Annotated in this window: 22 protein-coding genes; 5 read left to right on the top strand and 17 right to left on the bottom strand. The window is 69.8% G+C overall.

Annotation, left to right across the window (positions count from 1 at the left end):
• Nucleotides 1-28: 28 nt before the first annotated feature.
• Genes AAG689_RS03355 through AAG689_RS03340 form a run of 4 tightly spaced genes read right to left on the bottom strand, consistent with a single transcriptional unit; the run spans nt 29 to nt 4006 of the window.
• Nucleotides 29-871 (bottom strand): SDR family NAD(P)-dependent oxidoreductase, encoded by an 843-nt coding sequence (locus AAG689_RS03355; RefSeq protein ID WP_406624759.1) that lies wholly within the window; start codon nt 869-871, stop codon nt 29-31.
• Nucleotides 868-1686, bottom strand: coding sequence for a hypothetical protein (locus AAG689_RS03350; protein WP_406624758.1), 819 nt, complete (start codon nt 1684-1686; stop codon nt 868-870). Before AAG689_RS03350 ends, AAG689_RS03355 begins: the two co-directional genes overlap by 4 nt.
• Nucleotides 1683-2489 (bottom strand): citryl-CoA lyase, encoded by an 807-nt coding sequence (locus AAG689_RS03345; protein WP_406624757.1) that lies wholly within the window; start codon nt 2487-2489, stop codon nt 1683-1685. Before AAG689_RS03345 ends, AAG689_RS03350 begins: the two co-directional genes overlap by 4 nt.
• Entirely contained in the window at nt 2486-4006 is a 1521-nt protein-coding gene (locus AAG689_RS03340) for a class I adenylate-forming enzyme family protein (RefSeq protein WP_406624756.1), read from the bottom strand. The genes AAG689_RS03345 and AAG689_RS03340 overlap by 4 nt, the downstream gene beginning before the upstream one ends.
• Nucleotides 4007-4130: 124 nt before the next feature.
• Here AAG689_RS03340 and AAG689_RS03335 point away from each other — a divergent pair, with 124 nt between their 5' ends.
• Nucleotides 4131-4874 (top strand): IclR family transcriptional regulator, encoded by a 744-nt coding sequence (locus AAG689_RS03335; RefSeq protein WP_406624755.1) that lies wholly within the window; start codon nt 4131-4133, stop codon nt 4872-4874.
• Between the two features lie 100 nt (nt 4875-4974).
• On the opposite strand, the gene AAG689_RS03330 is transcribed toward AAG689_RS03335, so the two are convergent.
• The 6 genes from AAG689_RS03330 to AAG689_RS03305 form a co-directional block, all read right to left on the bottom strand.
• Nucleotides 4975-6147 (bottom strand): L-lactate dehydrogenase, encoded by a 1173-nt coding sequence (locus AAG689_RS03330; RefSeq protein ID WP_406624754.1) that lies wholly within the window; start codon nt 6145-6147, stop codon nt 4975-4977.
• A gap of 101 nt (nt 6148-6248) precedes the next feature.
• Entirely contained in the window at nt 6249-6755 is a 507-nt protein-coding gene (locus AAG689_RS03325) for an OmpA family protein (protein ID WP_406624753.1), read from the bottom strand.
• 8 nt (nt 6756-6763) lie between these two features.
• Nucleotides 6764-8026 (bottom strand): diguanylate cyclase domain-containing protein, encoded by a 1263-nt coding sequence (locus tag AAG689_RS03320; protein ID WP_406624752.1) that lies wholly within the window; start codon nt 8024-8026, stop codon nt 6764-6766.
• The gene (locus AAG689_RS03315; protein WP_020228418.1) at nt 8026-8562 is read right to left on the bottom strand and encodes a YfiR family protein; all 537 of its coding nucleotides are present in this window, start codon (nt 8560-8562) and stop codon (nt 8026-8028) included. Before AAG689_RS03315 ends, AAG689_RS03320 begins: the two co-directional genes overlap by 1 nt.
• A 49-nt stretch (nt 8563-8611) precedes the next feature.
• Complete coding sequence (gene pbpC, locus AAG689_RS03310; protein WP_406624751.1) at nt 8612-10777, bottom strand: penicillin-binding protein 1C; 2166 nt, start codon at nt 10775-10777, stop codon at nt 8612-8614.
• Between the two features lie 59 nt (nt 10778-10836).
• On the bottom strand, nt 10837-11709 hold the full coding sequence (locus tag AAG689_RS03305) for a methylglyoxal synthase (protein WP_406624750.1): 873 nt from the start codon (nt 11707-11709) through the stop codon (nt 10837-10839).
• 121 nt (nt 11710-11830) lie between these two features.
• Here AAG689_RS03305 and AAG689_RS03300 point away from each other — a divergent pair, with 121 nt between their 5' ends.
• A complete protein-coding gene (locus AAG689_RS03300; RefSeq protein WP_406624749.1) occupies nt 11831-12049 on the top strand; it encodes a DUF3079 domain-containing protein in 219 nt (72 codons plus the stop codon).
• On the opposite strand, the gene AAG689_RS03295 is transcribed toward AAG689_RS03300, so the two are convergent.
• The 7 genes from AAG689_RS03295 to AAG689_RS03265 form a co-directional block, all read right to left on the bottom strand.
• Nucleotides 12022-12897 carry an endonuclease/exonuclease/phosphatase family protein gene (locus tag AAG689_RS03295; protein WP_406624748.1) on the bottom strand — a complete coding sequence of 292 codons (876 nt, stop codon included), beginning with the start codon at nt 12895-12897 and terminating at the stop codon, nt 12022-12024. The genes AAG689_RS03300 and AAG689_RS03295 overlap by 28 nt on opposite strands.
• A gap of 65 nt (nt 12898-12962) precedes the next feature.
• Complete coding sequence (locus AAG689_RS03290; RefSeq protein WP_406624747.1) at nt 12963-13790, bottom strand: carbohydrate ABC transporter permease; 828 nt, start codon at nt 13788-13790, stop codon at nt 12963-12965.
• Complete coding sequence (locus AAG689_RS03285) at nt 13787-14680, bottom strand: carbohydrate ABC transporter permease (protein WP_406624746.1); 894 nt, start codon at nt 14678-14680, stop codon at nt 13787-13789. Before AAG689_RS03285 ends, AAG689_RS03290 begins: the two co-directional genes overlap by 4 nt.
• Nucleotides 14680-15966, bottom strand: a complete 1287-nt coding sequence (locus AAG689_RS03280) for an ABC transporter substrate-binding protein (RefSeq protein ID WP_406624745.1) — start codon at nt 15964-15966, stop codon at nt 14680-14682. The genes AAG689_RS03285 and AAG689_RS03280 overlap by 1 nt, the downstream gene beginning before the upstream one ends.
• An 18-nt stretch (nt 15967-15984) precedes the next feature.
• On the bottom strand, nt 15985-17007 hold the full coding sequence (locus AAG689_RS03275; protein WP_406624744.1) for an ABC transporter ATP-binding protein: 1023 nt from the start codon (nt 17005-17007) through the stop codon (nt 15985-15987).
• Nucleotides 17008-17099: 92 nt separating this feature from the next.
• Complete coding sequence (locus tag AAG689_RS03270; RefSeq protein ID WP_406624743.1) at nt 17100-19136, bottom strand: BCCT family transporter; 2037 nt, start codon at nt 19134-19136, stop codon at nt 17100-17102.
• Between the two features lie 100 nt (nt 19137-19236).
• Nucleotides 19237-20229 carry a LysR family transcriptional regulator gene (locus tag AAG689_RS03265; protein ID WP_406624742.1) on the bottom strand — a complete coding sequence of 331 codons (993 nt, stop codon included), beginning with the start codon at nt 20227-20229 and terminating at the stop codon, nt 19237-19239.
• A 113-nt stretch (nt 20230-20342) separates the two neighbouring features.
• On the opposite strand from AAG689_RS03265, the gene AAG689_RS03260 reads away from it, so the two are divergent.
• From AAG689_RS03260 to AAG689_RS03250, 3 genes are read left to right on the top strand one after another with little or no spacing between them, the layout of a single operon-like run.
• Nucleotides 20343-21326: a tripartite tricarboxylate transporter substrate binding protein gene (locus AAG689_RS03260; RefSeq protein ID WP_406624741.1), complete on the top strand. Its 984-nt coding sequence runs from the start codon at nt 20343-20345 to the stop codon at nt 21324-21326.
• On the top strand, nt 21323-23122 hold the full coding sequence (locus AAG689_RS03255; protein WP_406624740.1) for an acyclic terpene utilization AtuA family protein: 1800 nt from the start codon (nt 21323-21325) through the stop codon (nt 23120-23122). Before AAG689_RS03260 ends, AAG689_RS03255 begins: the two co-directional genes overlap by 4 nt.
• The gene (locus AAG689_RS03250) at nt 23119-24096 is read left to right on the top strand and encodes a Bug family tripartite tricarboxylate transporter substrate binding protein (RefSeq protein WP_406624739.1); all 978 of its coding nucleotides are present in this window, start codon (nt 23119-23121) and stop codon (nt 24094-24096) included. Before AAG689_RS03255 ends, AAG689_RS03250 begins: the two co-directional genes overlap by 4 nt.
• The last annotated feature ends 4 nt before the right edge of the window (nt 24097-24100 follow it).

Genomic DNA, 24100 nt, shown 5'->3' with positions numbered 1-24100 from the left:
TGTCATCTCCTGGTTTTGTGATGGTGGTTCATTTGCCGGTGCAGCCCTTGCCGCCGTCCACGGGAATACACACGCCCGTGATGTAGCGGGCCTCGTCGCTGGCCAGGTAGAGCGCGGCGTAGGCCACGTCCCAGGCCTGGCCCATGCGGCCCATGGGGCTGGCGGCGTTGCGCGTGCGCAGCATCTCCTCGGTGCTGGCGAACTGGCCGGCGATCTGCTGGTGGATCAGCGGCGTGTCGATCACGCCAGGCAGCACCGCGTTGGCGCGGATGCCCCGCGCCGCGTACTGCACGGCCAGCGCGCGCGTGAAGTGGTTGAGCCCGGCCTTGGCGGCGTAGTACGGCATGTAGGGGTAGCTGTTGATCTGCTGCGAGGCGAGCGACGAGATGTTCACGATCGCGCCCCGGCCCTGCTCCAGCATCACCGGCACCACGTGCTTGCAGGTGAGGAAGACGCCGGTGAGGTTGGTGTCGATCACCTGCTGCCAGGTGGCCTCGTCCATCTCCACCACGCTGCCCATGCGCGTGATGCCCACGTTGTTGTGCAGGATGTCGATGGCGCCGAAGCGCGCGTGCACCTGCCGCACCACCCCGGCCACGGCGGCGGAGTCGGTCACGTCGGCGACGTAGGCCTCGGCATCGAAGCCCTCGGCGCGGAGCTGGTCGCGGGTTTCCTCGGCGGCCTCGCCGCGGATGTCCACCACGGCCACGCGCGCGCCCTCGCGGGCGTAGACCATGGCGGCGGCCTTGCCGTTGCCCCAGCCGGGGCCGGCCGAGCCGCCGCCGAACACCAGCGCCACCTTGCCGGCGACGCGGCCGCGGCCCGGCAGGGCGTCGAGCGGGGGAAAGCAGGCAGAGGTCGTCATCGTCATGGCCTTCCTGCCGCAGCGGCCATGCCTTCGGCCCACGCGCGGGCGCTCTGCCCTTCGCGCACGCCCAGGGCACGGGCGGTCTGGTTGACGCGGCTGATGACACCCGTCTCCCAGGCCGAGCGCGCGTCGCCGATGCGCGCGCTGTCCGCGGCCACGGTGGCGCCTGCGATGCCGCGCGCATCGAGCGCCGGCAGGCGCGACACGCCCGCGCCGTCGCAGCCGATGCCCGCATCGTTGTAGAGCGCGGCGAACACGTCCACCTTGATCGCGGACTCCGGCCTCCCGCCCTGCAGGCCGCCGTGCGAGCCCGTGAGCACCACCGCGCCCCGGTCCTCGGGGGCTGCCAGCGACACGGAATCGATCAGCACGATGGGGCGCCGGCCCGCCTGCGGCGGCAGCACCGTGCGCGCCTCGGCGGGCAGCGGCCCGGGGTCCACCGCCCGCAGGGGCGCGGCGGCCAGGCACTGCGCGGCCTGCAGGGCGGGCATGCCCGCGCGCACGCCCAACCGCTGAGCCTGGGCGTTGGCGAAGGCGATCACCCCGCGCGCAGCGCAATCGGCCCCGTCGCCGATGCGCGCCGAGCGGTGGTCGATGGCAGCGCAGGGCACGCCCAGCGCCTGCGCGAAGTCCAGCCCGGCGATGCCGGCGCGCGCCAGGCCCACGCCGCCATCGCTGACGACGAGGCCGCCCACGCCCTCGCTGAGCGCCAGGTGCACGGCATACACGCCGCCGTGCGACGCGGCGATGACGGCGCGGCCCCGCACGGCGGGGTCCATGCGGGTGACGGAGTCGCAGACCAGCACGCCGCCCGTCATGCGCCGCTCCGGTCCTTGTTATGGCCCTCGCCCGCGCCGCGGTACGGCACTTCGTGGTCCACCAGGTCCCAGACGAAGCGCGCCGAGGGGATGCGCTGCTCCTCCGCGATGTGCGCCACCAGCCCCGCCGCGCGCGAGATGATGGCGAAGCCGCGCATTAGCGCCGGCGGCACGCCCAACTCGCCCAGCAGCGTGCCCACGGCGCCGGTGGCGTTGATGGTGATGTGCTTGCCGAAGGCGGCGTCCACCTCGCGCGAGAGCACTTCCATCGCATGCAGGTAGCGCCCCTCGAAGCGCGGGTGCTCGCGCCCGATGGCCAGCAGCCGCGAGGCGCGCGGGTCGTCGGGCTTGTGCATGTGCTGGCCGAACCCGGGGATGGGCTTGCGCTCGGCGCGGTATTGCTGCGCCGTGGCGCGCGCGGCGGCCTCCACGCCCTCGGGCGCGTCGATGATGCGGCGCAGCAGGATGGCCGAGTTCTCCACCGTGCCCACGAACTGGCTGCCCACGGCCAGCAGCCCCGCGGCCACGCCGCTCTGGATGTTCTCGGGCGAGCTCATGTAGACCATGCGCGTGGCGATGGCGCTGGGCGTGAGGCCGTGCTCCATGATGGCAACGAGCGCGGCATCGAGCACGCGCAAATCATCCGCATCGGGCCGGCGGCCCAGGATCTGCGAGAACAGCACGTCGGTGAAGCCGCGCCGGCCCAGGATGTCCTCGGCGAGGTTGTCGCCCCGATAGTGGACCGACGTCTGCGAATGCGTACACAGCTCGGTGTACGGACGCTGTGGGGGCTTGCCGCTCATGCTTTCGTTTCCTCGCGCAGCTTGCGCGTGATGTCTGCCTTCAGGGTGACCTTGTGGACCTTGCCCGCCACGCTACGCGGCAGGTCGTCGTAGAAATGGATGGCCTTGGGCGTCTTGACCGAGCCCAGGTGCTCCTTGGCGAAGGCGATGAGCTGCTGCTCGCTCACCTGCGCGCCGGGCTTGCGCTGGACGGCGGCGTGCACGGCCTCGCCCCACTTGTCGTCCTCGATGCCGAACACGGCCGACTCGTGCACCGCCGGGTGCTGGTCGAGCACGCTTTCCACGTCGATGGGGTAGACGTTGAAGCCGCCCGTGATGACCACCTCGCGCAGCCGGTCCTTGAGGAACAGATAGCCGCGCTCATCCACGTAGCCCCGGTCGCCGGTGTGCAGCCAGCCGTCCACGATCGTCTCGGCCGTCTTCTCGAGCATCTTCCAGTAGCCGCTCATGACGAGGTCGCCGCGCACCACGATCTCGCCCGCCTCGCCCGCGGGCAGCAGGCGGCCCTGCGGGTCCATGATGGCCATGTCGGCCAGCAGGCCCTGGCGGCCCACGGAGCGCCAGTTGGCCTCGTCAGCAAAGTCCTCGGCGCGCATGATGCTGACGACCTGGGGCGCCTCGGTCTGGCCGTAGGTGGTCTCCAGCACGGGGCCGAAGCATTCGCGCACCGTGCGGATCTTCTCGGGCGGCATGGGCGCGCCGCCGTAGATCAGGTGCTTGAGGCGCGGCAGGTGCAGGCGCCCGCCGTGCGCCTCGGCCACCAGCATGTAGAGCAGCGTGGGCGGCATGAAGGTGGTGGTGATGCCGTCCTCGCGGAAGCTGCGCAGCAGCTCGGCGGGCTTGTTGCTGGCCGGCAGCACGTGGCAGCCGCCCTGCGCCAGGATGGGCAGCAGGTAGGTGGAGGTGCCGTGCGTGACGGGCGCGGAGACGAGGTAGCGGTCGTCGGCATCGAAGCCGAAGGCCTGGATCTGGTTCACCAGCGTGGCCACCCAGGCGCGGTAGGGCTGCATCACCCCCTTGGGCACGCCCGTGGAGCCGCCCGTGAACTTGATGGCCTGCGCCTCGTCGCGCGAGCGCTGGTGAGGCGTTGGCATGCGCCCCTGCTGGGCCTGCGCGAGGGCGGCGAGCAGCGGCGTGCCCGCGCACTCGCCCAGCGCCACGGCCTGCACGTTCGACAAATCCAGCGTACCCAGGTGCGCGGGCTCGGCCACGACGATGGACGGCGCGGTGAATTCGATGATGCGGTTCAGCTCCGCCGCGGGATTGCGCCAGTTCAGCGGCACCCACACCTTGCCCGCCGCCAGCACGGCCAGCAGCGCCACCACGTGGTCCACGGTGTTGCCCGCGCAGATGCCCACGCGCGAGCCCGGCTGCGCATCGAGCGCCTGCAGCGCGCAGGCCGCCGCGTTCACGCGCCCGGCCAATTCGGCATAGGTCAGCACCTCGCGGCCGCTCACCAGGGCTTCGCGCTGCGGGTACAGGCGGGCGGCGCGGTAGAAGAAATCGATGGGGTACATGCAGTTTTCCGCAATACGGACTTATTGAAAGAAGAGCAGCAGGAATTGGCGCAATTTTTCCCACAAACATCTACAAACCCAAGTCGATAAGTCCACAATACGGATTCACTGCGAATTTTTATCCATGTCCACCGTCCAAAGCCTGGGCCGCGCCATCGAACTGCTGCGGCTCATTTCCGCCGAGCACACCAGCGGCGCGCGCCTGTCCGACCTCGTGGCCGCCAGCGGCCTGCCCCAGCCCACGGTGCACCGGCTGCTGCGGCAGATGGTCGAGGGCGGGCTGGTCATGCAGGACGCGCAGCGCCGCTACCGGCTGGGCCATTTCGCGTACGAGCTGGGGCTGGTGGCATCGACCCATTTCCACCTGCGCGACCAGTGCGCACCGCACCTGGGCCGCATCAGCGCGGAAACGGGCGACACGGCCTTCCTGATGGTGCGCAGCGGTGCCGACTCGTTCTGCCTGGACCGCCAGTCGGGCAGCTTCCCCATCCAGGTGCTCACGGTGCAGGTGGGCAAGCGCCGCCCGCTGGGCATCGGCGGCGGCGGGCTCGCGCTGCTGAGCTTCATGCCGCGCGAAGACCTGCCCTGCGTGCTGGACCGCATCGAGCCGCACCTGGCCCCCTACGGCGGGCTGACGCGGCGGATATTGCTCGGGCTGGTGGAAGAGGCGCGCGCCCAGGGCTTCGCGCGCATCACCGACTACGCCGTGGCCGGCGTGACCAGCGTGGGCGTGCCCATCCGCGACCGGGGCGGCGCGGTGGTCGGCGCCATCAGCGTCAGCGCCATGACGGCGCGCATGCAGCCCAGGGAAGAGATGGTCGTGCAGACCATGCAGCGGGAGGTGGCGGCGCTGCAGCGGTCGCTATGAAAAAGAAGCTGCTTGCGCTTGCCTTACAAGGATTTCAATGCCATTCACACCTGAAAATGGCTTTCTACAAACGCAACCAGCTATGGTTTGAATAGCACCCTCAGCCCCGCGGCGCCACGGGATAGGTGCCCGGCACGAGGATGGACTTGTCCACGTTCTGGATGTTGGTGTGGCCGCAGAAGGCCATGCTCACGTCCAGCTCCTTGTGGATGATTTGCAGCGCCTTGGTCACGCCCGCTTCGCCGAACGCGCCCAGACCGTAGGCCATGGCGCGGCCGATCATGGTGCCGCGCGCGCCCAGGGCCCAGGCCCGCAGCACGTCCTGGCCGCTGCGGATGCCGCCGTCCATCCACACCTCCAGCTTGTCGCTCACCGCATCGACGATGGCCGGCAGCGCATGGATGGAGGACGGCGCGCCGTCGAGCTGGCGCCCGCCGTGGTTGCTGACCACGATGGCGTCGGCGCCGTTGTGGGCCGCGAGCAGCGCGTCCTCCACTTCCATGATGCCCTTGAGGATGAGCTTGCCGCCCCACTGCTGCTTGACCCAGCGCACGTCCTCCCACGACAGGCGCGGGTCGAACTGCTCGTTGGTCCACGCGGCGAGCGAGTTCATGTCCGACACGCCCTTGACGTGCCCCACCAGGTTGCGGAAGGTGCGCCGCTGCGTGCCCGCCATGGCCATGCACCACTGCGGCTTGGTCATGAGGTTGAGGATGTTCCTGAGCGTGGGCCGCGGCGGCGCCGTGAGGCCGTTCTTGATGTCCTTGTGGCGCTGGCCGATCACCTGCAGGTCGAGCGTGAGCACCAGGGCGCTGCATTTCGCGTCCTTGGCGCGCTGGATCATGCGGGCCATGGCATCGCGGTCGCGCATCATGTAGAGCTGGAACCAGAACGGCGCGCTGGTGTGCTCGGCGATGTCCTCGATGGAGCAGATGCTCATCGTGGACAGGGTGAACGGAATGCCGAACTTCTCGGCCGCGCGCGCGGCGTGGATCTCGCCGTCGGCGTGCTGCATGCCGGTGAGGCCCACAGGGGCGATGGAGACCGGCATCTTCGCCTGCTGGCCCACCATGGTGGTGGCGGTGGTGCGGCCTTCCATGTTCACGGCCACGCGCTGGCGCAGCTTGATGGGGTGGAAGTCGCTCTCGTTGGCGCGGTAGGTGCCCTCGGTCCACGAGCCGGAATCGGCGTAGTCGTAGAACATGCGGGGCACGCGCCGCTCGGCGATCACGCGCAGGTCTTCGATACAGGTGATTTTGGAAAGATCGGCCACGTCGGTTCCTCGGGGGGATGGGGTGCAAACGGCAAGCCACGCATCGTAGCCCCAGGCACCCCGGGCCGGCTTGAAGGCTTTTGTGCGGCCCGTGAATTTTTTTATTGCGCCGGCACGATCAGCGCCACGCGGCGGTTTTCCTGGCGCGCGGCCTCGCTGGTTCCGGCCACCAGCGGGCGGCTCGCGCCGTAGCCGCGCACGTCGATGCGCTCGCGCGGGATGCCCGTCTCGGCCAGCACCTGGGCCACCGACTGGGCGCGGCGCAGCGACAGGCGCTCGTTGTAGTCGGACGAGCCCTGGTCGTCGGCATGCCCTTCCACCCGCAGCGCGCGCACCCCCACCTCCACCAGCGCACGGCCCATGCGCGCCAGCATCTCGCGGCGCTCGCCAGCCATGGCGTCGGAATTGAAGTCGAACAGTAGCTTGCCGGACATCTGCAGCTCCCAGCCGTCGTCCGTCTGCACGAAGCCCTGCGCGCGCAGCACCTGCGCGCGGCGCTCGGCCGGCGCGTCGGCGGCCGCGGGCGGCGGGCTCTGGCAGGCGCCCAGCGCCAGCGCGGCGGCGCACAGCCACAGCAGGCGCAGGAAGAACCGGGTGGGGGTTGCCATCGTCGTCGTCATCTCTGTGTTTCCTCCGTATCCGTCATCCGCCGGCCCCGGCGGGCCTTCACTTCGTACATCGCGGCATCGGCGCTGCGCAGCAGCGATTCCATGTCGCCGCCCTGCTGCGGGAACACGGCCACGCCCGCGCTCACCGCCGGCTGCAGCACGCTGCCGCCCTCCAGCACCAGCGGCGCACGCATGGCGGCCGCCACGCGCTCGGCCAGCGCCGCCGCCTCGGCCTGTGCGGCCGGGGGCGCCATGACCACCGCGAACTCGTCGCCGCCCAGGCGCGCGACCACGTCGCCCGCGCGCCCGTCCACGTGCACTTGCGCCTGCAGGCGGCGCGCCACCTCGATCAGCAGCGCATCGCCCGCGGCGTGGCCATGGGTGTCGTTGACCTGCTTGAAGCGGTCGCAGTCGATGAACAGCAGCGCCATGGGCTGGCCGGTGGCGCGCGCCTGCGCGATGGCCGCCTGCAGCTGCTGCTCGAAGCTGGCGCGGTTGGGCAGGCCGGTCAGGCTGTCGTGCAGCGCGCGCTGCTGCAGTTCGGCGTTCTTCTGCCGCAGCAGCGCCTCGCGGTCTTCCAATTCACCCAGCAGGGCGTTGAAGTCGTCGCCCAGCTCGCGCAGTTCGTCCAGCCGCGCAGGCGGCACGCGCAGGCCCGTGGCGCGCTCGCGCCGCACCGCGCGCGCCACGTGGGCGAGCGCCTGCAGCGGCGTGACCATGTCGCGCAGCATGCGCCGCGCGAGCAGCAATCCCACCGCGCCGCTGACGGCCGTGCAGGCCAGCAGCGCCGCCAGGCCGGTGAGCACGAAGTTCAAGAGCGCCTGGCCGTCGCCGCGCAGCTCCACAGAGCCCACGGGCACGCCCTCGTAGCGGATGGGCGCCATCGCCGGGGCCAGCAGCGCCAGCCGCGCCAGCGCCTGCCCCGTGCGCGCGCGCAGGCCGGGCGCAGCGCCCTGCCACTGCGCGAACACCGCTCCCTGCGCGTCGCGCACCACGGCGCGGGCCACGCCCTCGTGCGCGAGCATGTGCGCCAGGGTCTGGCCGGCATCTTCCGCGTCCTTGAAGACCACCGCCGCCTCGACCGTGTAGGCGACGGAGCGCGCCATGAGCTGCAGGTTGCTCTCCAGGTTCACACGCAGCGCCACCAGCCCCGCCAGCAGCAGCAGCGAGCCGGCCAGCGCCATCGCCATCAGCGCCATGCCCAGGTGCGCGCGGCGCACCACGCCGCGCAAGGAGGAGGGCCTGCCCGCCGCCCCGTGCCGCTGGCCCATCAGGGAGCGCCCTTGCGCCGCGCGAGCTGCAGCACGCGCGGATTCACGCGCACGCCGCTGCGCGCCACGGAGTCGAGGTTGGTCTCGAAGGCCACGCCGTTCTCGCGCACGTCCAGGCAGAACATGCAGCCGATCAGGCACAGCTCCTGCCGCTCGCTGATGGACAGCAGCGGCTGCGATTCGAGCCGCGCACGCAATTGGCGCCAGGCGGCGTCGTCCAGCATGCCGGCATAGACGCCGTCGCACTGCGAGAGCAGCCCGGCGTCGTCCAGCCGCATGCGGCGCACCTGCACGCGGCGCTCGCCCGGGAGCACGCCGCCCTTGAGCAGTTCGTCCGCGTATTCGGTGGGGCCGACGACGCACAGCCGCACCGTCTGCGGCGCGGAGGGCCAGCGCGTGTAGCCCAGGATGCCGAGCACCGTCTTGGCGGCCGCCTGCGACTTGTCGTCGGTGACGATCTCCTGCGCGCGCGCCGCGCCCACGGCCAGCCACAGCGCACACAGCGCCGCCAGGGCATGCATGAAGAGGGGGGACATCGCCACGCTGCGGCCTTTCGAAACAGGAGGAAACAGTGTAGCGGCCATGCTACTCACGAGTGCGCACGCCGGCGCCGCGCACCTCGATCTGGATCCGGTCCAGCACCTGGCCGCGCGCGTCCGTCAGCTCCACGCGGTGGCGGCCGGGCCAGGGCAGCCAGGCCCATTGGGCGCCCTGCCCCACGGTTTTGCCGTCGATGCGCCAGCGCACCGCGGCGCTGTCAGCCTCGAAGCGCAGGCGCTGGCGCGCGGGCGGGATGTCGGGGTCCAGGGCGACGATGGTGCCCGGCGCGGGCGCGAGGATGCGCGCGGAAGGTTGAAGGTCTTTTTGGCCTCCAGCGCTTTCCTGGTGAGCGCTGGCAGCTCCCTTATCCATAGCAAAAAGCGACTGCTGCGTGCCGCGCAGAAACCATTCGTCGCGCGCGCTCTCCAGCCAGCCGCCATCGGGCGCAGAGCCGTAGCGCACGGGCTGCCGCACCACGTCCTGCGGTGGCGACGGCGCGCGGCTGGGCGTGGTGCGGTGCAGCCAGCCCATCACGTCGGCCCAGATGGGCGCCGCGCCGCTGGTGCCGCTCACGTCGTGCATGGCGGCGCCGCTGGCATTGCCCACCCACACGCCCACGGTGTAGCGCTGCGACCAGCCCACGGCCCAGTTGTCGCGCATGTCCTTGCTGGTGCCGGTCTTCACGGCCGTCCAGAAGCGCGTGGCGAGCACGCTGTCGGTGCCGAAGGTGCGCACGCGGGCGTTGGCGTCCGAGAGGATGTCGCCCACGATGAAGGCCGCGTCCGCATCCAGCGCGCGCGTGCGCTGCGGGCGCGGCGTGGCGGCGAAGGCCACGGGGCTGGCCTTGCCGCCGTTGGCGAGCGCGCGGTAGGCGTTGGTGAGGTGCAGCAGCGGCACCTCGGCACTTCCCAGCGCGAGGCTGTAGCCGTAGTAGCCACCCGACTCCTGCAGCGGCATGCCCAGGCGCTGCAGCTGCGCGAAGAACGCATCGGGCGACACCATGACCAGCGTGCGCACCGCCGGCACGTTGAGCGAGGCGGCGAGCGCCGTGCGCACCGACACCCAGCCCTTGAACTGCCGGTCGTAGTTCTGCGGGATGTAGAGGCCGCCTGCCGTGCTGATCTGCGCGGGCGAATCCTCGATGAGCGAAGCGGCGGTCAGGCGCCGCTGCTGAATCGCCTGCGCGTAAAGGAAGGGCTTGAGCGTGGAGCCCGGCTGGCGCGCGGCGAGCACGCCGTCCACCTCTGCCGCCTGGCTCAATGCGCCGGAGGAGCCCACCCAGGCCAGCACCTCGCCCGTGGCGTTGTCCAGCACCACCAGCGCGCCGTCCTCCACGTTGCGCCCACGCAGCTCGCGCAAGTGGCGCGTGAGCGTCTCCACCGCCACGCGCTGCAGCGGCGCGCTGACGGTGGAGCGCACGCGCTCGCCGGGCTCGGTCCGGCGCAGCAGCTGGCGCGCGAAGTGCGGCGCGATGCCCTCGCTGGCGTCGAAGGCGCGGCGCTGCAAGGCGGCGGTGGTGAACAGGTCGAGCGCATCGCAGTCCGCGCCCTTGCGCATCTCGCGCAGCACGCCGCAGGCGCGCCGGGCGACGAGCGCAGGTTTGGCATTGGGCGCGCGCACCAGCGCGGCGGCGACGGCGGCCTCGCGCTCGTCCAGCCCGTGCGCGGCCTTGCCGAACAGCGTGCGCGCGAGCGCGTCGATACCCACGATCTCGCCACGGAACGGCACGAGGTTCAGGTACGCCTCCAGGATCTGGTCCTTGCGCCAGCGCCGGTCGAGCACCTGCGCGGCCATGGCCTGGCCGAGCTTCTGCGTGACCGTGCGCCCGCCCGGCCCCTGGCGCCAGTCGCCATCGAGCAGGCCCGCGAGCTGCATGGTGAGCGTGCTCGCGCCGCGCGTGCGCTGGTTCCACAGGTTGCCCCAAGCGGCGGCGGAGACGGCGGCCCAGTCCACCCCGCTGTGCTCGTAAAAGCGCTTGTCCTCGCTCAGTACCAGGGCCGTGCGCAGCGCGGGCGACACGGCGGCCAGCGGCTGCCACTGGCCCCGGCGCACCGTGGCGTCGGTGCGCAGGCGCTGGATCACCTCGCCCTCGCGCGAGAGCACCAGCGTCTCGGACGGACGGAAGTCAGCGCGCACCTCGTCGAACGTGGGCAGCGCGTGCGCCCACGCGGCCGCCAGGGCCAGCCAGACGGCGGCGAGCGCACGGCGCATTGACGCCCGGCGTATCGACGCGCGACGTATCGACGCCCGACGTATCGACGCCCGACGCATCAGAGTCCGGCGCGCAAGCGGGCCGCGTCGCACCAGCGCTGCGCCACGGCGGGCGTGGTGGCGCATACCGCATCGTGCGTGGCCGTGGTCACGGCGCGCTCCAGCAGCTGGATATCGGCCTCGTGCTGGCGTGCCACGTGCGGGTCCTCGAAGAAGATCGCGCGGTGGCAACGCCGCTCCAGCACCAGGTCGGCGATCTGCGCGTCGCCGCCCAGCGGGCCGCTGTTGAAGCGCTGCACCCAGGGCACGTCCGCGGGCCAGCCCCGGCTCCATGCCATCTCGTTGAGGCGCTGGCCCGTCGTGCCCGTGCCCACGCGGCGGCCGAAGCGCGAGAGCAGGTCGAAGTTGCGCGCGGCGAAGTCGAGCATGGCACTCTTCATCGCGTCGTGGGCGATCAGCGCGAGCGTCTGCGCGCCGTGGTCGTGAAAGCGGTCTGCGTTGCGGTCGGGTGGCAGGCCCGCATGGATACGCTCCATCTCCACCCAGTCGCGCGCGCTCGCCACGGTGGAAAGGAACGGCTTGCCGTGGATCACGCACTGGCGCTTGAGCGCCAGCGCCTCGGGGAAGATGGACGACGGGTCCACCGGGTCGATGAGGTAGATCGCGCCATCCAGCGTGCGCCCCGGCTCGGGCATGCCCACCACCTCGGCCACGAGCTTCATGAGCCCGCCGTCACGCCCGTAGGGATAGCGCACCAGCGGCGCGTAGCCGCGCAGCATGCCGGCGGCGGCGATCGCATCGTGCGTGCGGCCCACGGCGTGCAGGCCCATGTTCAGTTCGCGGATGCCCGCCTCGCAGGCGCGCAGGAAAGCGAACAGCGCGGCGTCTTCGGTGTGGTGGTGCAGGCGGTTGGCGGCGAGGCCGATGAGCATGGCGTGGCGTCTTTCGTTGGAAAACCCCGGAATCGTAAGCGCCGTGGAGCGGCCCCGGGGGATTTGATGCATATCAAAACCCCACTCGCAGCGGGTCACCAGACTGCATGCACCCACTGCCATGAGCCACAAGAAGTTCCCCATCCATCCCGCGCGCCCCGAGCTGATCTGCTGGGGCTGCGACCGCTACTGCGCGGCGGATGCGATGGCCTGCGGCAACGGGTCGGACCGCACGCAGCATCCGTCGGAGCTGTTCGGGCCGGACTGGGCCGAGTGGGAGCCTCCCGTGGAGCAGCGCCGGGACCCTCCGTCTCACCCCAGCGACAAGAGCACGGGCTGATGGTCCGACGCCTGCGTCTGCACATCCACATCCATCGCACGCACGCGGCCCTTGAGCGAATCGCTGACCCAGACGAAGTCACAGGCCACCGGCTCGGGCGCGTAGGTGCGGTCGAACAGGCAGAACGTGGGCGGCTGCGGCTCGGCGGGGTGCAGCAGGCGCCAGGCGTCGTGCAGCGGCGGCGTGCCGGGTTGCGCCCAGCCGGCGGCCTCAAAGGGCGAGAGGGGCGCGGCGATGGCGGCGTATTCGGGCTCGTGCGCCTGCAGGTTGAAGTCGCCGCAGAGCACGGCATGCGGCGTGTGCGGCTTGGACTGGAAGGGCGAGCCGTCGCGCGCGTCCTGCGGCGGGCGCGCGGCCTGGGCCGTGGCCTCCAGGTGCAGGGCGCGCAGGGCGAGGGCCTGGGCCATGCGCTGGGGCTTGGAGAAGTATTCGAGGTGCGTGGTCATCACGCGCACCGCGCCCAGCGCCGCATCGCGCACGGTGAGCACGGTGCACATGCGCGGCATGCTGCGCACGCCCGCGTCGTGCGGGTACGGCAGCGGGTGGTGGCGCAGTTGCAGCACGGGCAGGCGCGTGGCGATGAGGTTGCCGAAGCGCTGGCGGCCCGCAGCCGTCCATTCATCGACCGCCGCGCCGAAGAAGACCTGCCAGCCGGGCGGCAGCAGCGCGCGCACCTGGGCGAGCTGGTCGCCGGGCGCGCCCGCGAGGCCGGGGTAGTGGACGGCGATTTCCTGCAGGCAGAGCACGTCCACGTCGCCCATGCCGAGCGCATGGCGCACGATGCGCGCCACGTCCACGCGGCCGTCCAGGCCGCGGCACCATTGGGTGTTCCAGGTGACGATTTGCATGCTGCAATCTCAAAAACGATAGCTGCTCGCGCTTTCTATATAAGCGCTGGAGGCCGATTTGACTGTTATTTAATTCCGGCGCGCATGAAGCTCTGCACGAACTGGCGCTGGAACAGGATGAAGCCGATGAGCAGCGGCGCGGTGGACATGAGCGTGGCGGCAGTGATGATCGACCATTCGACGCCCTGCTCCACGGACGAAAACACCTGCAGCCCCACGGTGAGCGGGCGCGATTCGACGCTGTTGGTGATGATGAGCGGCCACAGGAAGTTGTTCCAGTGGAAGCTGACCGACACCAGCGCGAACGCGGTGTAGACCGGCCGCGCGAGCGGCACGTAGACGCGCCAGAGCACCTGCAGCGCGCTCGCGCCTTCCACGCGCGCGGCTTCGTCCAGCTCCTTGGGGATGCCCATGAAGGTCTGGCGCAGCAGGAAGATGGCGAAGGCCGAGGCGAAGTACGGCAAGCCGATGGCGGTGAGCGTGTCCACGAGGCCCAGGCGCCCCATGGTCTTGTAGTTCTCGACCAGCAGGATGTCCGGCATGATCATGAGCTGCACCAGCACCAGCGCGAAGGCCACGTTCTTGCCCCGGAAGTCGTAGCGCGCGAACGCATAGGCCGCGAGCGTGGAGAGCACGAGCTGCGCGGCCAGGATGATGGCGACGAGCAGCACGGTGTTGAGGAAGTAGCGCGCGAACGGCGCGGCCTCCCACGCGTGGCGGAAGTTGTCGAGCGTCCACGGCGCGGCCAGGTCGAAGCGCGTGGCGTACTCGGCGGGATGGAAGGCCGTCCACACCGCGTAGGCCAGCGGCAGGATCCACAGCACGGCCAGCACCCATGCGGCCAGGGTGTCGAGCCAGGTGGCGCCGTAGATGGTGTTCGCAGGCGCCTTCACTTGTAGTGCACCCGCTTGTCCAGGACGAAGAACTGGATCAGCGCCACGCTGGCGAGCACCACGACCAGCACCACGGTGATGGCGGCGGCGTAGCCCGTGTCCCAGAACTTGAAGCCCACTTCGTACAGGTGGTAGAGCAGCAGCGTGGTGGCGTTGTCCGGCCCGCCGCGCGTGAGGATGAAGATGTGGTCGACAAGGCGGAAGGCGTTGATGACCGCGTTGATCAGCACGAACAGCGTGGTGGGCATGAGCAGTGGCCACTGCACGCGGCGGAAGAAATACCAGCGCGACGCGCCCTCGATGGCGGCGGCTTCCTTGAGGCTGGGGTTCAGCGTCTGCAGCGCGGCTAGGTAGAAGATCATGAAGAAGCCGGCCTCCTTCCACACCGCCACCACGGTGACGCAGGCCAGCGCCGTGGACGGGTCGCCCAGCCAGTTGCGCGAGGGCATGCCGAGCGCGCCGGTGAACTGCTCCAGCAGCCCATACTGCGGCGTGTAGAAGAACAGCCAGATGTTGGCCACGGCGATCATGGGCAGCACCGTGGGCGTGAAGTAGGCCATGCGCACCAGCGTACGGCCGGCCATGCGTTCGTTGACCCACAGCGCCATGAGCAGCGCGAGGCCGATGGAGAGCGGAATCGTCGCCCCCGCGAACCAGAGGTTGTTGCGCACGGCCTGCCAGAACACCGGATCGTCGACCATGACCGCATAGTTCTCCAGCCCCACCCACTCGGCCGGACGCGCGCCGCGCGGGGTGGAAAAGAAACTGTCGATCAGCGTGGCGACGGCGGGCCAGTGCGTGAACGCGACCAGCAGCGCCAGCGCGGGCAGCAACAGCAGCCACGCATGCACTGCGCGCTGGCTGGCTCCCGCGTTGGGCGACGCGTTCATCACTTATAGGAGCGCAGGATACGGTCGGCCTCGCGCTGCGCGTCCTTCAGGGCCTGGGCCGAGGTCTTGGTGCCGTTGAGCGCGGCCTGGATGGCGTCGTTCAGCACCTTGGTCACGCGCTGGTTCTCGTGCGTGGAGAACTCGGCCACCGACACGGGCAGCTGGTCGCGCGCGACGAGGGCGGGCGGGAATTCCTGGCCATATTTCTTCAGCGCGGGCGTGTCGTAGGCGGCGGGCGAGACGGCGACGTAGCCGCTGTCCATGCTCCACTGCGCGGCGTTCCCGCGCTGGGTGATCCACTTGGCGAACTCGAACGCGGCCTGCTGCTGCTCCTTGGGAGCCTTCTTGAAGATATAGAAGTTGCCGCCGCCCGTGGGCGAGCCGCCCTTGCGCACATTGCCCGCGATCTGCGCCACGCCGAAGTCGAACTTGGCGTTGGCCTTCACGTTGGTCAGGTTGCCCGTGGTCGTGATGATGATGGCGGCCTTCTTCTCGAAGAAGTCCTTGGGCGTGGTGCCCCACTCCACCACGCCCTTGGGGTGCACGCCGTCCTTGGCGAGGTTGACCCAAAAGTCCAGCGCCTCGATCACCTTGGGGTTGTCGAACGTGACCTTGGTGCCCGCCTCGTTGGCCAGCAGCACGTCGTTGGGCGTGGTCAGCGTCTGCAGCATCCAGTAAGCGAAGCCGGTGGAGGGGATCTGGATGCCGTACTGCGTGACGTTGCCGCCCGCGTCCTTCTTGGTGAGCTTGCGCGCGGCCTCCTTCAGCTCCTTCCAGTTGGCGGGCGCCTTGCTGGGGTCGAGCCCTGCTTCCTTGAACGCTTCCTTGTTGTAGTACATGACCACGGTGGAGCGCTGGAACGGAATGCCCCAGGTCTTGCCGCCCGTCTGGCTGTTGGCCATGAAGGCGGGGTAGAAGCCCTTGAGCCACGCGCGGTCGGCATCGGTCTTCACGAAGTCGTCGATGGGGGCGATGGCGTCCTCGTCGATCAGCGTGAACATGTCGGTGGACAGCAGCACCGAGGTGGCCGGCGGCTTGCCCGACTTGTGCGCGGTGAGCGCCTTGACGATGGTCTCCTGGTACGTGCCCGCGTAGATGGGCGTGACCTTGATGCCGGGGTGGGCCTTGTTGAACGCCTCGGCGTAGCCGTCGATCACCTTGGTGATGGGGCCGCCCACGGCCACAGGGTAGTAGAACGGCACCTCCACGGTCTGGGCCAGCGCGCCCGTGGCGCAGGCAGCCAGGGCGGCGGCGGAAACGGCTTGCAGGAAGGTCTTGCGTTGCATGGGAAGGCTCCTTGGAGTTCAGATGGCGATGCGCTGGCCGTCGGCATCGAAGAAATGCTGGTCGTGCGCCTGCCAGCGCAGGTGCACCGGCTGGCCGTGCGCGGCCAACTGCTGGCCCGGCGCGCGCACGGTGAGGGTCTCGCTGCCCACGGCGCAGCGCAGCACGGCGTCGGCGCCCAGGTATTCCTGGCTCTGCACGGCGGCGGGCACGCCCGCGTCGGCCAGTTCCACCGCCTCGGGCCGCAGGCCCAGCCAGTGCGCGTGCGCGGGGCCGGCGGCGATGTCGGTGCCCGCGATGCGGCCCGCGTCGAGCCGCAGCAGGTTCATGGGCGGCGTGCCGATGAAGCGCGCGGCGAAGGTGGTGGCGGGCGCGGCATAGACGGCGCGCGGCGGCGCGCACTGCTCCACGCGGCCCTGGTGCAGCAGCACCACCTGGTCGGCCATGCTCATGGCCTCGGTCTGGTCGTGCGTCACGTAGACCACGGTGAGGCCCAGGCGCTGCTGCAGCTCGCGCAGCTCGGTGCGCATCTCCTGGCGCAGCTGGGCGTCGAGGTTGGAGAGCGGCTCGTCCATCAGGCACACGCGCGCCTGCGCCACCAGCGCGCGGCCCAGCGCCACGCGCTGCTGCTGCCCGCCCGAGAGCTGCGCGGGGCGCCGCTCCAGCAGGTGCGCCAGGCCCAGCAGCTCCGCCGCCTGGGCCACGCGCGCGGCCGCCTCGGCCTTGGGCACCTTGCGCACCGAGAGGCCGAAGCCGATGTTCTCGCCCACCGTCAGGTGCGGGAACAGCGCGTAGTTCTGGAACACCATCGCGATGCCGCGCTGCGCGGGCGGACGGTGGGTGACGTCCTGCCCGTCGATCAGCACGCGGCCCGACGTGGCCGTCTCCAGCCCCGCGATGATGCGCAGCGTGGTCGATTTGCCGCAGCCCGAGGGACCCAGCAGCACGCAGAAGGAACCTGGCTCAATGCGCAGGTGCATGGACTGCAATGCGGTGGTCGCCCCCCAGGATTTGGCAACCGCGTCAAGCTCGATCAGTGACATCGCGGCAGTTTAGAGGCGTGTCGTGACAGCGGCGTTACGTTTTTCTTCAGGGTTTTTCTGTGGCATGGCTGTCATATGACAGCCATGCGCGGTTACGCAGGGTCGGTGTGGCCCGGTGCGCGGTTGAGCAGCTGAGTGCGCCGGTCAGCGCTCACGGACAGGTAGCGCTCGTAGTGCCGCAGGATGTCGGCGATGAGTTCCTCGCCGCGCAGGTACTGGATGTCGTAGCCCTGGCGCCCGTCGGCGAAGAAGGTGACGGGCTCCACCACGTAGCGCCGCTCCTCGTCCTGCGCCACCTCCGTCAGCATGAAGCCCGGCAGCTTGCGCCGCACGGGGCGCACGCCGTAGACGAAGTCGCGCAGCTCGGCCATGGGGATGGTCAGGCGCACCGACGCGGCCTCGCCCTCACCCTCGCCGGTGGCGGTGTCGTCCTGCACATGGGCCTGCACGCCGCGGCGGTCCAGCTCGGCCGCCACGTCGCGCATCGCGGGCAGCACCACGCTGTGCATGAAGCGCAGCACGTCCTCGCGCGTGGGCTGGTGCACGATCTGCTCCAGGCGCTTGCGCCAGTGCTGGCCGCTCCAGAAGTTCGTGGCATGCGCCAGCTCCTGGGCGGAATGCGCGCGGTCGGCCTGCATGCCGCGCCACAGGCCCCAGCACAGCGCCACCATGATGGCCGCCACCGGCAGGGCCGCGCCCAGCGTCAGCGCCTGCAGTGCCTTGAGGCCGCCTGCCACCAGCAGCACCGCGGCCGTCACGCCCAGCACCGCCGCCCAGAAGAGCCGCTGCCACACGGGCGAGCGCGGGTTGCCGCGCGTGGCGATGGCATCCACCACGTAGGCGCCCGAGTCGGCCGAGGTGACGAAGAACACCGCGATCAGCACGATGGCCAGCCACGAGACGGCCTTGGCCCACGGCAGGTATTCGAAGAAGCGGAACAGCAGCGCGTCCACGTTGCCGGCCGTCTGCGCCAGCGCGCCCTGCGCCACGTGGGTGTCGATCCAGATCGCGCTGTTGCCGAAGGCCGTCATCCACAGCAGGTTGAACGCGGTGGGCACGAGCAGCACGCCCACGATGAACTCACGCACCGTGCGCCCGCGCGAGATGCGCGCGATGAACATGCCCACGAAGGGCGACCAGGAGATCCACCATGCCCAGTAGAGCACCGTCCACTGGCCGTACCAGCCCGGCTCCTGCGGCGACTCGTAGGCGAAGGTGCGCAGCGACATCTGCGCCAGGCCCGAGAGGTAGTTGCCCACGTTCTCGCTGAGCGCCTGGAACAGGTGCACCGTGGGCCCGCAGACGATGACGAAGGCCAGCAGCACGAACGAGAGGCAGAGGTTGAACTCGGAGAGCACGCGCACGCCCTTGTCCAGCCCCGAGGCCGCCGACAGCCCCGCCAGGGAGACGACCACCACGACCACCGCCACGCGGAACAGCGCGGTGTCGGTGTTCCAGTCGGTCATCAGGCCGATGCCCGCAGCCAGCTGCAGCGCGCCGTAGCCCAGCGTGGTGGCGATGCCCGCGATGGTGCCCACGAGCGCGAAGGCGTCCACCGTGTGGCCGATGGGCCCGTTGATGCGCTGCTGCAGCAGCGGGTACAGCCCCGAGCGCATCGTGAGCGGCAGGTTGTAGCGGAAGCCGAAGTACGCCAGCACCAGCCCCATCGTGCCGTACACCGCCCAGGCGTGGAAGCCCCAGTGGAAGAAGGTGGACTGCAGCGCCTCGCGCGCCGCATCGGGCGTATCGGGCAGGGCCGTGGGCGGCTTGAGGTAGTGTTGCAGCGGCTCGCCCACGCCGAAGTACATGAGCCCGATGCCCATGCCCGCCGCGAACAGCATGGCCGTCCACGAGAGGAAGCTGAACTCGGGCTTGGCATCGTCCGGCCCCAGCCGGATGTCGCCGAACCGGCTGGCCGCCACCAGCACCAGGAAGGCGAGGAACAGCGTCACCGCCACGCTGTAGAACCAGTCGAAATGCCCCACCACCCAGGCCTGCATGCCCGAGAAAAACCGGTCGGCCTGCTGCGGGAACAGGCCGCACCCCACCAGCAGCAGGCCCAGCACCACGAGCGAGGGCACCACCACAGGCGCGGCGAAGGTGAGGCGCGGGGCGGGGCGTGCCGCCATGTCTTCCGCGGGAGGCGCCGGTGTTTCGGTTTTTTCGTTTGGCATGAGGTTCCTTCGGGTTCCCAGGGTTACGGCGCGCGCCGGCGGAGCCGGGGGCACACTATTTCATCGATAGGGCCTTGGCGGTGTCGGACAACACGCCTCGTCGCGCCCTCCTGGGCGCCGGCCTCGACAGATCCGCCGTATCCATTGCCTTGAGGCATTCCATGAACGCCAGCGTCGCCGGCGAATGGGGGGCATCCTTCAACAGCAGCAGCCCGATCTCCCTGACGGTTGCCGGCCGGAATTCAACCAGGCGGCACCCCTCTAGGCTCACGCCATGCAGCGCTACCCGGGGCTGGATGCTCACGCCCAGGCCCAGGCGCACCAGCGACACCAGCGGGTACGTACCGGTCAGTTCCTGCGCAGGCTCCACGGCGAGGCCCGCGGAGCGGAAGCGTTCCTCGATGATTTCACGAAGATCCACGCCGCGCGGATTGAGGAGCAACGGATAGGCCGCCAGCTGTTTCGGCGCCAGCGTCTTGCGGCCTGCCAGTTCCGGCAGTGCGTCTGGCACCACGACCACCAGTTCATCCTCGAACAGCGCAGTGAAATCGACGCCCTCGGATCTCTCGCGGCGCGACACGACGGCAATGTCCACCTCGGCATTCACCAGTTTCTCGTGGGCACGCTGGGAGTCCACGTCGCACATCCGCACCTCGATCCCGGGATGCCGCTCCCGGAACCTGCGCATGGCCTGCGGCATGAACGTGGCCGTCAGCGAGGGCAACACCGCCACGCTCACGGAGCCTGCGCGCAAGGCAGCCTCGTCCTTGAGCTGCCGTATGACGCGTGCCAGGGTATTGCCTGCCACGTCCACCGCGCCGTACAGGCGCTCGCCCTCCGGCGTCAGCGCCACGGAGCGGGTATCGCGCACGAACAGCTTCACCCCCAGCGCAGCCTCGATGTGCTGGACGTGAACGCTCAGGGCCGATTGCGATACGTGCAATTGCTCCGCTGCGCGGCGGAAGCTCTGCTGCTGGGCCACGGCCGCAAAGGACACCAGCTGGTTCAGGTTCACCCGGCGCAGCTCGGGAGGCCATCGTTGCAGCATTGATCATCTCCTGCGATCAATTCTTACAGATTTATTAATTGCTGCAATACGGTGCGGCTCTTAGGATGCGTCCGAAAAGGCGCTCTCGCACAAGCGCCACAAGGAGACATGCCATGCGCCGGATCGCGTCGAAATTCTTGTACACGGGCTTGGGAACGCTCGCCATGCTCTGGGCCGCCGCTGGCGCAGCGCAGCCCGCGAGCTACCCCAGCCGCCCGGTCACCATCGTGGTGCCCTATGGGGCCGGCTCGAGCACGGACATCCTCACCCGGGTGCTGGCCAAGCAGTTGGCCGGCGAACTGGGGCAGAACGTCGTCGTCGAGAACCGGGCCGGCGCAGGCGGCGCGCTGGGCAGCGCCTTCGTGGCCAAGGCGCCGCCCGACGGCTACACGCTCGTGATGGGAACCATTTCGTCCCACTCCATCAACGCATCGCTGCTCAAGGACCAGTCATTCAACGTCATGCGGGACTTCAAGCCGATCTCGCTGGTGGCCTATTTCCCCAACCTGCTCGCCGTCAACAAGGACTTGCCCGTCAACAACCTGCAGGAGCTGGTGGCCTACGCCAAGGCGCGCGGCAGCCTCAGCTACGCCACGGGCGGCGTGGGATCTTCGGGGCAGATGGCCGGAGAGCTGTTGAAGCTCAGCACCGGCGCCCCGTTGAGCCACGTTCCCTACAAGGAGGTCGGACAGGGCATCACCGACACCATCGCCGGCCACGTGCCCCTGATCTTCTACCAGACCCCTGCCCTGGTGCCCCATATCCGCGACGGCAAGCTCAAGGCCATTGCCGTGCTGGCACCAGAGCGCACGCCGCTGCTGCCCGACGTGGCCACGCCTGCCGAGCAAGGCGTCGCCGGCTTCGACGCCAGCGCATGGATGGGGCTCTTTGCCCCGGCATCCACTCCGGACGCCGTCATCGCGAAGATCCACCGGTCCCTCGTGGACGCGGCACGCGACGCCGGCATGGCCAGGCAGTTCGGCGCGCAAGGGTTCACGCTGGCGGTGGATACGCCGGAGGCGTTCCGCCGGTTCGTGGAAGCGGACATCGCCAAATGGGCCAAAGTGATCCAGACGACAGGAGCCACCGCGCAATGAATTCGCCCGCAACGAAAACCGTGTGCCTCAGGGAGGTTGCCCATGCGCGCTCCGGCGAGAAAGGCAACAGCTCGATGATTTCGGTCATCGCCTACGAACCGCAAGACTACGGCCTGCTGTGCGAGCAAGTCACCGTGGACGCGGTGCGCAAGGTCTTCGGGCCGATCACCCGCGGCAGCATCGCACGGTACGAAGTGCCGCGCATCGGCGCCCTCAACTTCGTGCTGGACGAAGTGCTCGAAGGAGGCCGGTCGCGGACGCTGGCCTTCGAAGAATCGGGCAAGGCCCTGTCGTCCCTCATGCTCATGCTGCCGGTGCGGGTGCCCGCAGGCTACGTGGAGCGCAAGGACAGGCCGGCCACCGAGGAAGGGCCGCGCAGCAGGCCATCCGGGGATGCCGCCAAGCCGGCAGGCACGATCCGCCTCGCGGCAGCCACGGCCTGGTCACGCGACCGCTTCGAGCCCGCGCTGTCTCTCGTGCGGGACGAGGCCATCGACTACCTCTGCTTCGAATCGATGTCCGAAGTGACGATGAGCGCCGCCCAGGTCGCCCTCAACGACGGCCACGCCACCCCGCCCTACGACCCCTACCTGCTGGACCGCCTGCGCCCCGTGCTGGCCGAATGCAAGCAGCGCGGAATCCGCATCATCAGCAACCAGGGCTGGCTGGACCCTCATGCTGCCGCGCAGGCCGTGCAGGAACTGGCCGGAGAACTCGGCATTGCGGACCTGCGCGTGGCCGCCGTCTCGGGAGGCATCCTCACCGACCGCATCGCCGGACTGGGCCTGCGGTTCTCGGAGAACGGCCAGGCCATCGCCGACCTCGAGGACGGTATCGTTTCCGCCGAGGCCTACCTGGGATGCGAGGGCATCGTCCAGGCGCTGCAGCAGGGCGCGGACGTGGTCATCACGACCCGGGTGGCCGACGCGGCGCTCTACCTCGGGCCGCTCGCCCACGAGTTCGGCTGGGACACGGGAGACAGCCAGCAGATGGCACGGGGCATGGTCGTCGGCCACCTCATGGAATGCGGCGCCCAGCTGGCGGGCGGCTACTTCGCCGACCCCGGCTACAAGAACGTGCCCGACCTGGCGCACGTCGGCAACCCGATCGCGGACGTATCGCCCGAACGCATCGTGCTGCGCAAGCAGCGCGGCAGCGGCGGCCTGCTGAGCCCCGCGACGTGCAAGGAGCAACTGCTCTACGAGGTCCACGACCCGGGCGCGTACATCGGCCCCGACTGCACCACGGACTTCGGGGCCGTCTCGTTCACGCAGATCGCGCCCGACACGGTGGAGGTCCACATCGCGGAAGGCGCGGGGTTTCCGAAGCCGGACACGCTGAAGGCGCTCGTCGGTGTGCGCGAGGGCTACATGACCGAGGAAATGGTGATCTTCGCGGGCCCCGGAGCGCACCAGCGCGCGCAGCTGACCGAGTCCATCCTGCGGCAGCGCCTGGCATCGGCGGGGCTGCAGGCGCAGGAAATGCGGTTCGACTACATCGGCGTCAATGCCGTCCACAGAGAAGCGACGCCGCCGTCCGCGCATGCGCCCTACGAAGTGGTCCTGCGGGTGGCCATCAAGACGAGCACCCGGCAACAGGCCGAACTGCTGCGCAAGGAAGTGGACCCGCTGGCCGTCAACGGGCTCTATGGAACCGGCAAGTGGGCGACCACGGCGAGCGGCTCCCGGGTCCGGTCCGTCATCGGGCTGAACTCGTGCCTCGTTCCACGGACGCTGGTCGACTGGTCCGTCTCGTTCGCCGAAAAAGCCGTCCACACCACACAGGAGACTCCATGAGAACACGCCACGCCTACGCCGCCATCGCCGCGCTCGCGGCCCTGCAGGCCACCGCGGCGCAGGCCGACGCCGCCTGGCCCAAGGCGCACCCCATCACCATGGTGCTGCCCGCAGGGGCAGGCGGCTCCTCCGATCCGCTGACGCGCTACGTCTCTGAAGAGATCGGCAAGCGCATCGGGCAGTCGTTCATCGTCCAGAACAAGCCCGGCGCAGGCGGCAATGTGGGCATGGTCTACGGCGCCAAGGCGCGCCCCGATGGCTACACCCTGACGATCAGCTGGACCGGACCGATGGCGACCAACCTGGCGCTCTACAAGGAGGTGGGCTTCAGTCCCCAGAAGGACTTCGCGCCGGTCGGCATGATCGGCTGCACGCCCAACGTGCTGGCCGTGGACAAGAGTTCCCCCGCGTCCTCGCTCCAGGAGTTCAACCGGCTGGCCAAGGAGAAACCGGAGAAATTCAGCTATGGAACGACCGGCGTCGGCAGCTCCTGGCACATCGCGGCCGAGATGCTCAACCGCGACCTGGGAGACCGCCTGGTGCACGTCCCCTACCAATCGCCCGGCGCGGCGTTGACCGACATGAAGGGGCGCCGCCTGGACGCCATCTTTCCGGTGATCCCCATGACGGTTCCCCATGCGCGCGCAGGGGAGATGAAGGTATTGGCCGTCTTCTCCAAGGAGCGCTCGTCCGTGCTTCCCGAGGTTCCCACGACCGTGGAGCAGGGCTTCCCCGACCTGCTGAGCGACACCTGCTTCGCCCTGCTCGCGCCCGCGGGCACGCCCGCGCCCATCGTGGATCAGTTGAACAAGGCGCTGAACCAGGTGCTGTCCGACCAAGCCTCGCGCACGCGGATCGAGGACATGGGCATCCAGATCCGCTCCGGCCCGCCCTCCCGGCTCCAGGCTTACCTGGACACGGAGATTCCCAGGCAGGCCAGGCTGGTGCGCGCCATGGGCGTGTCGCCGGAGTGAGGGG

The sequence above is a fragment of the Acidovorax sp. SDU_ACID1 genome, assembly GCF_045291395.1.
In the GTDB taxonomy this organism is placed as follows: domain Bacteria; phylum Pseudomonadota; class Gammaproteobacteria; order Burkholderiales; family Burkholderiaceae_C; genus MR-S7.
This window is presented reverse-complemented; position numbering and strand designations above follow the sequence as displayed.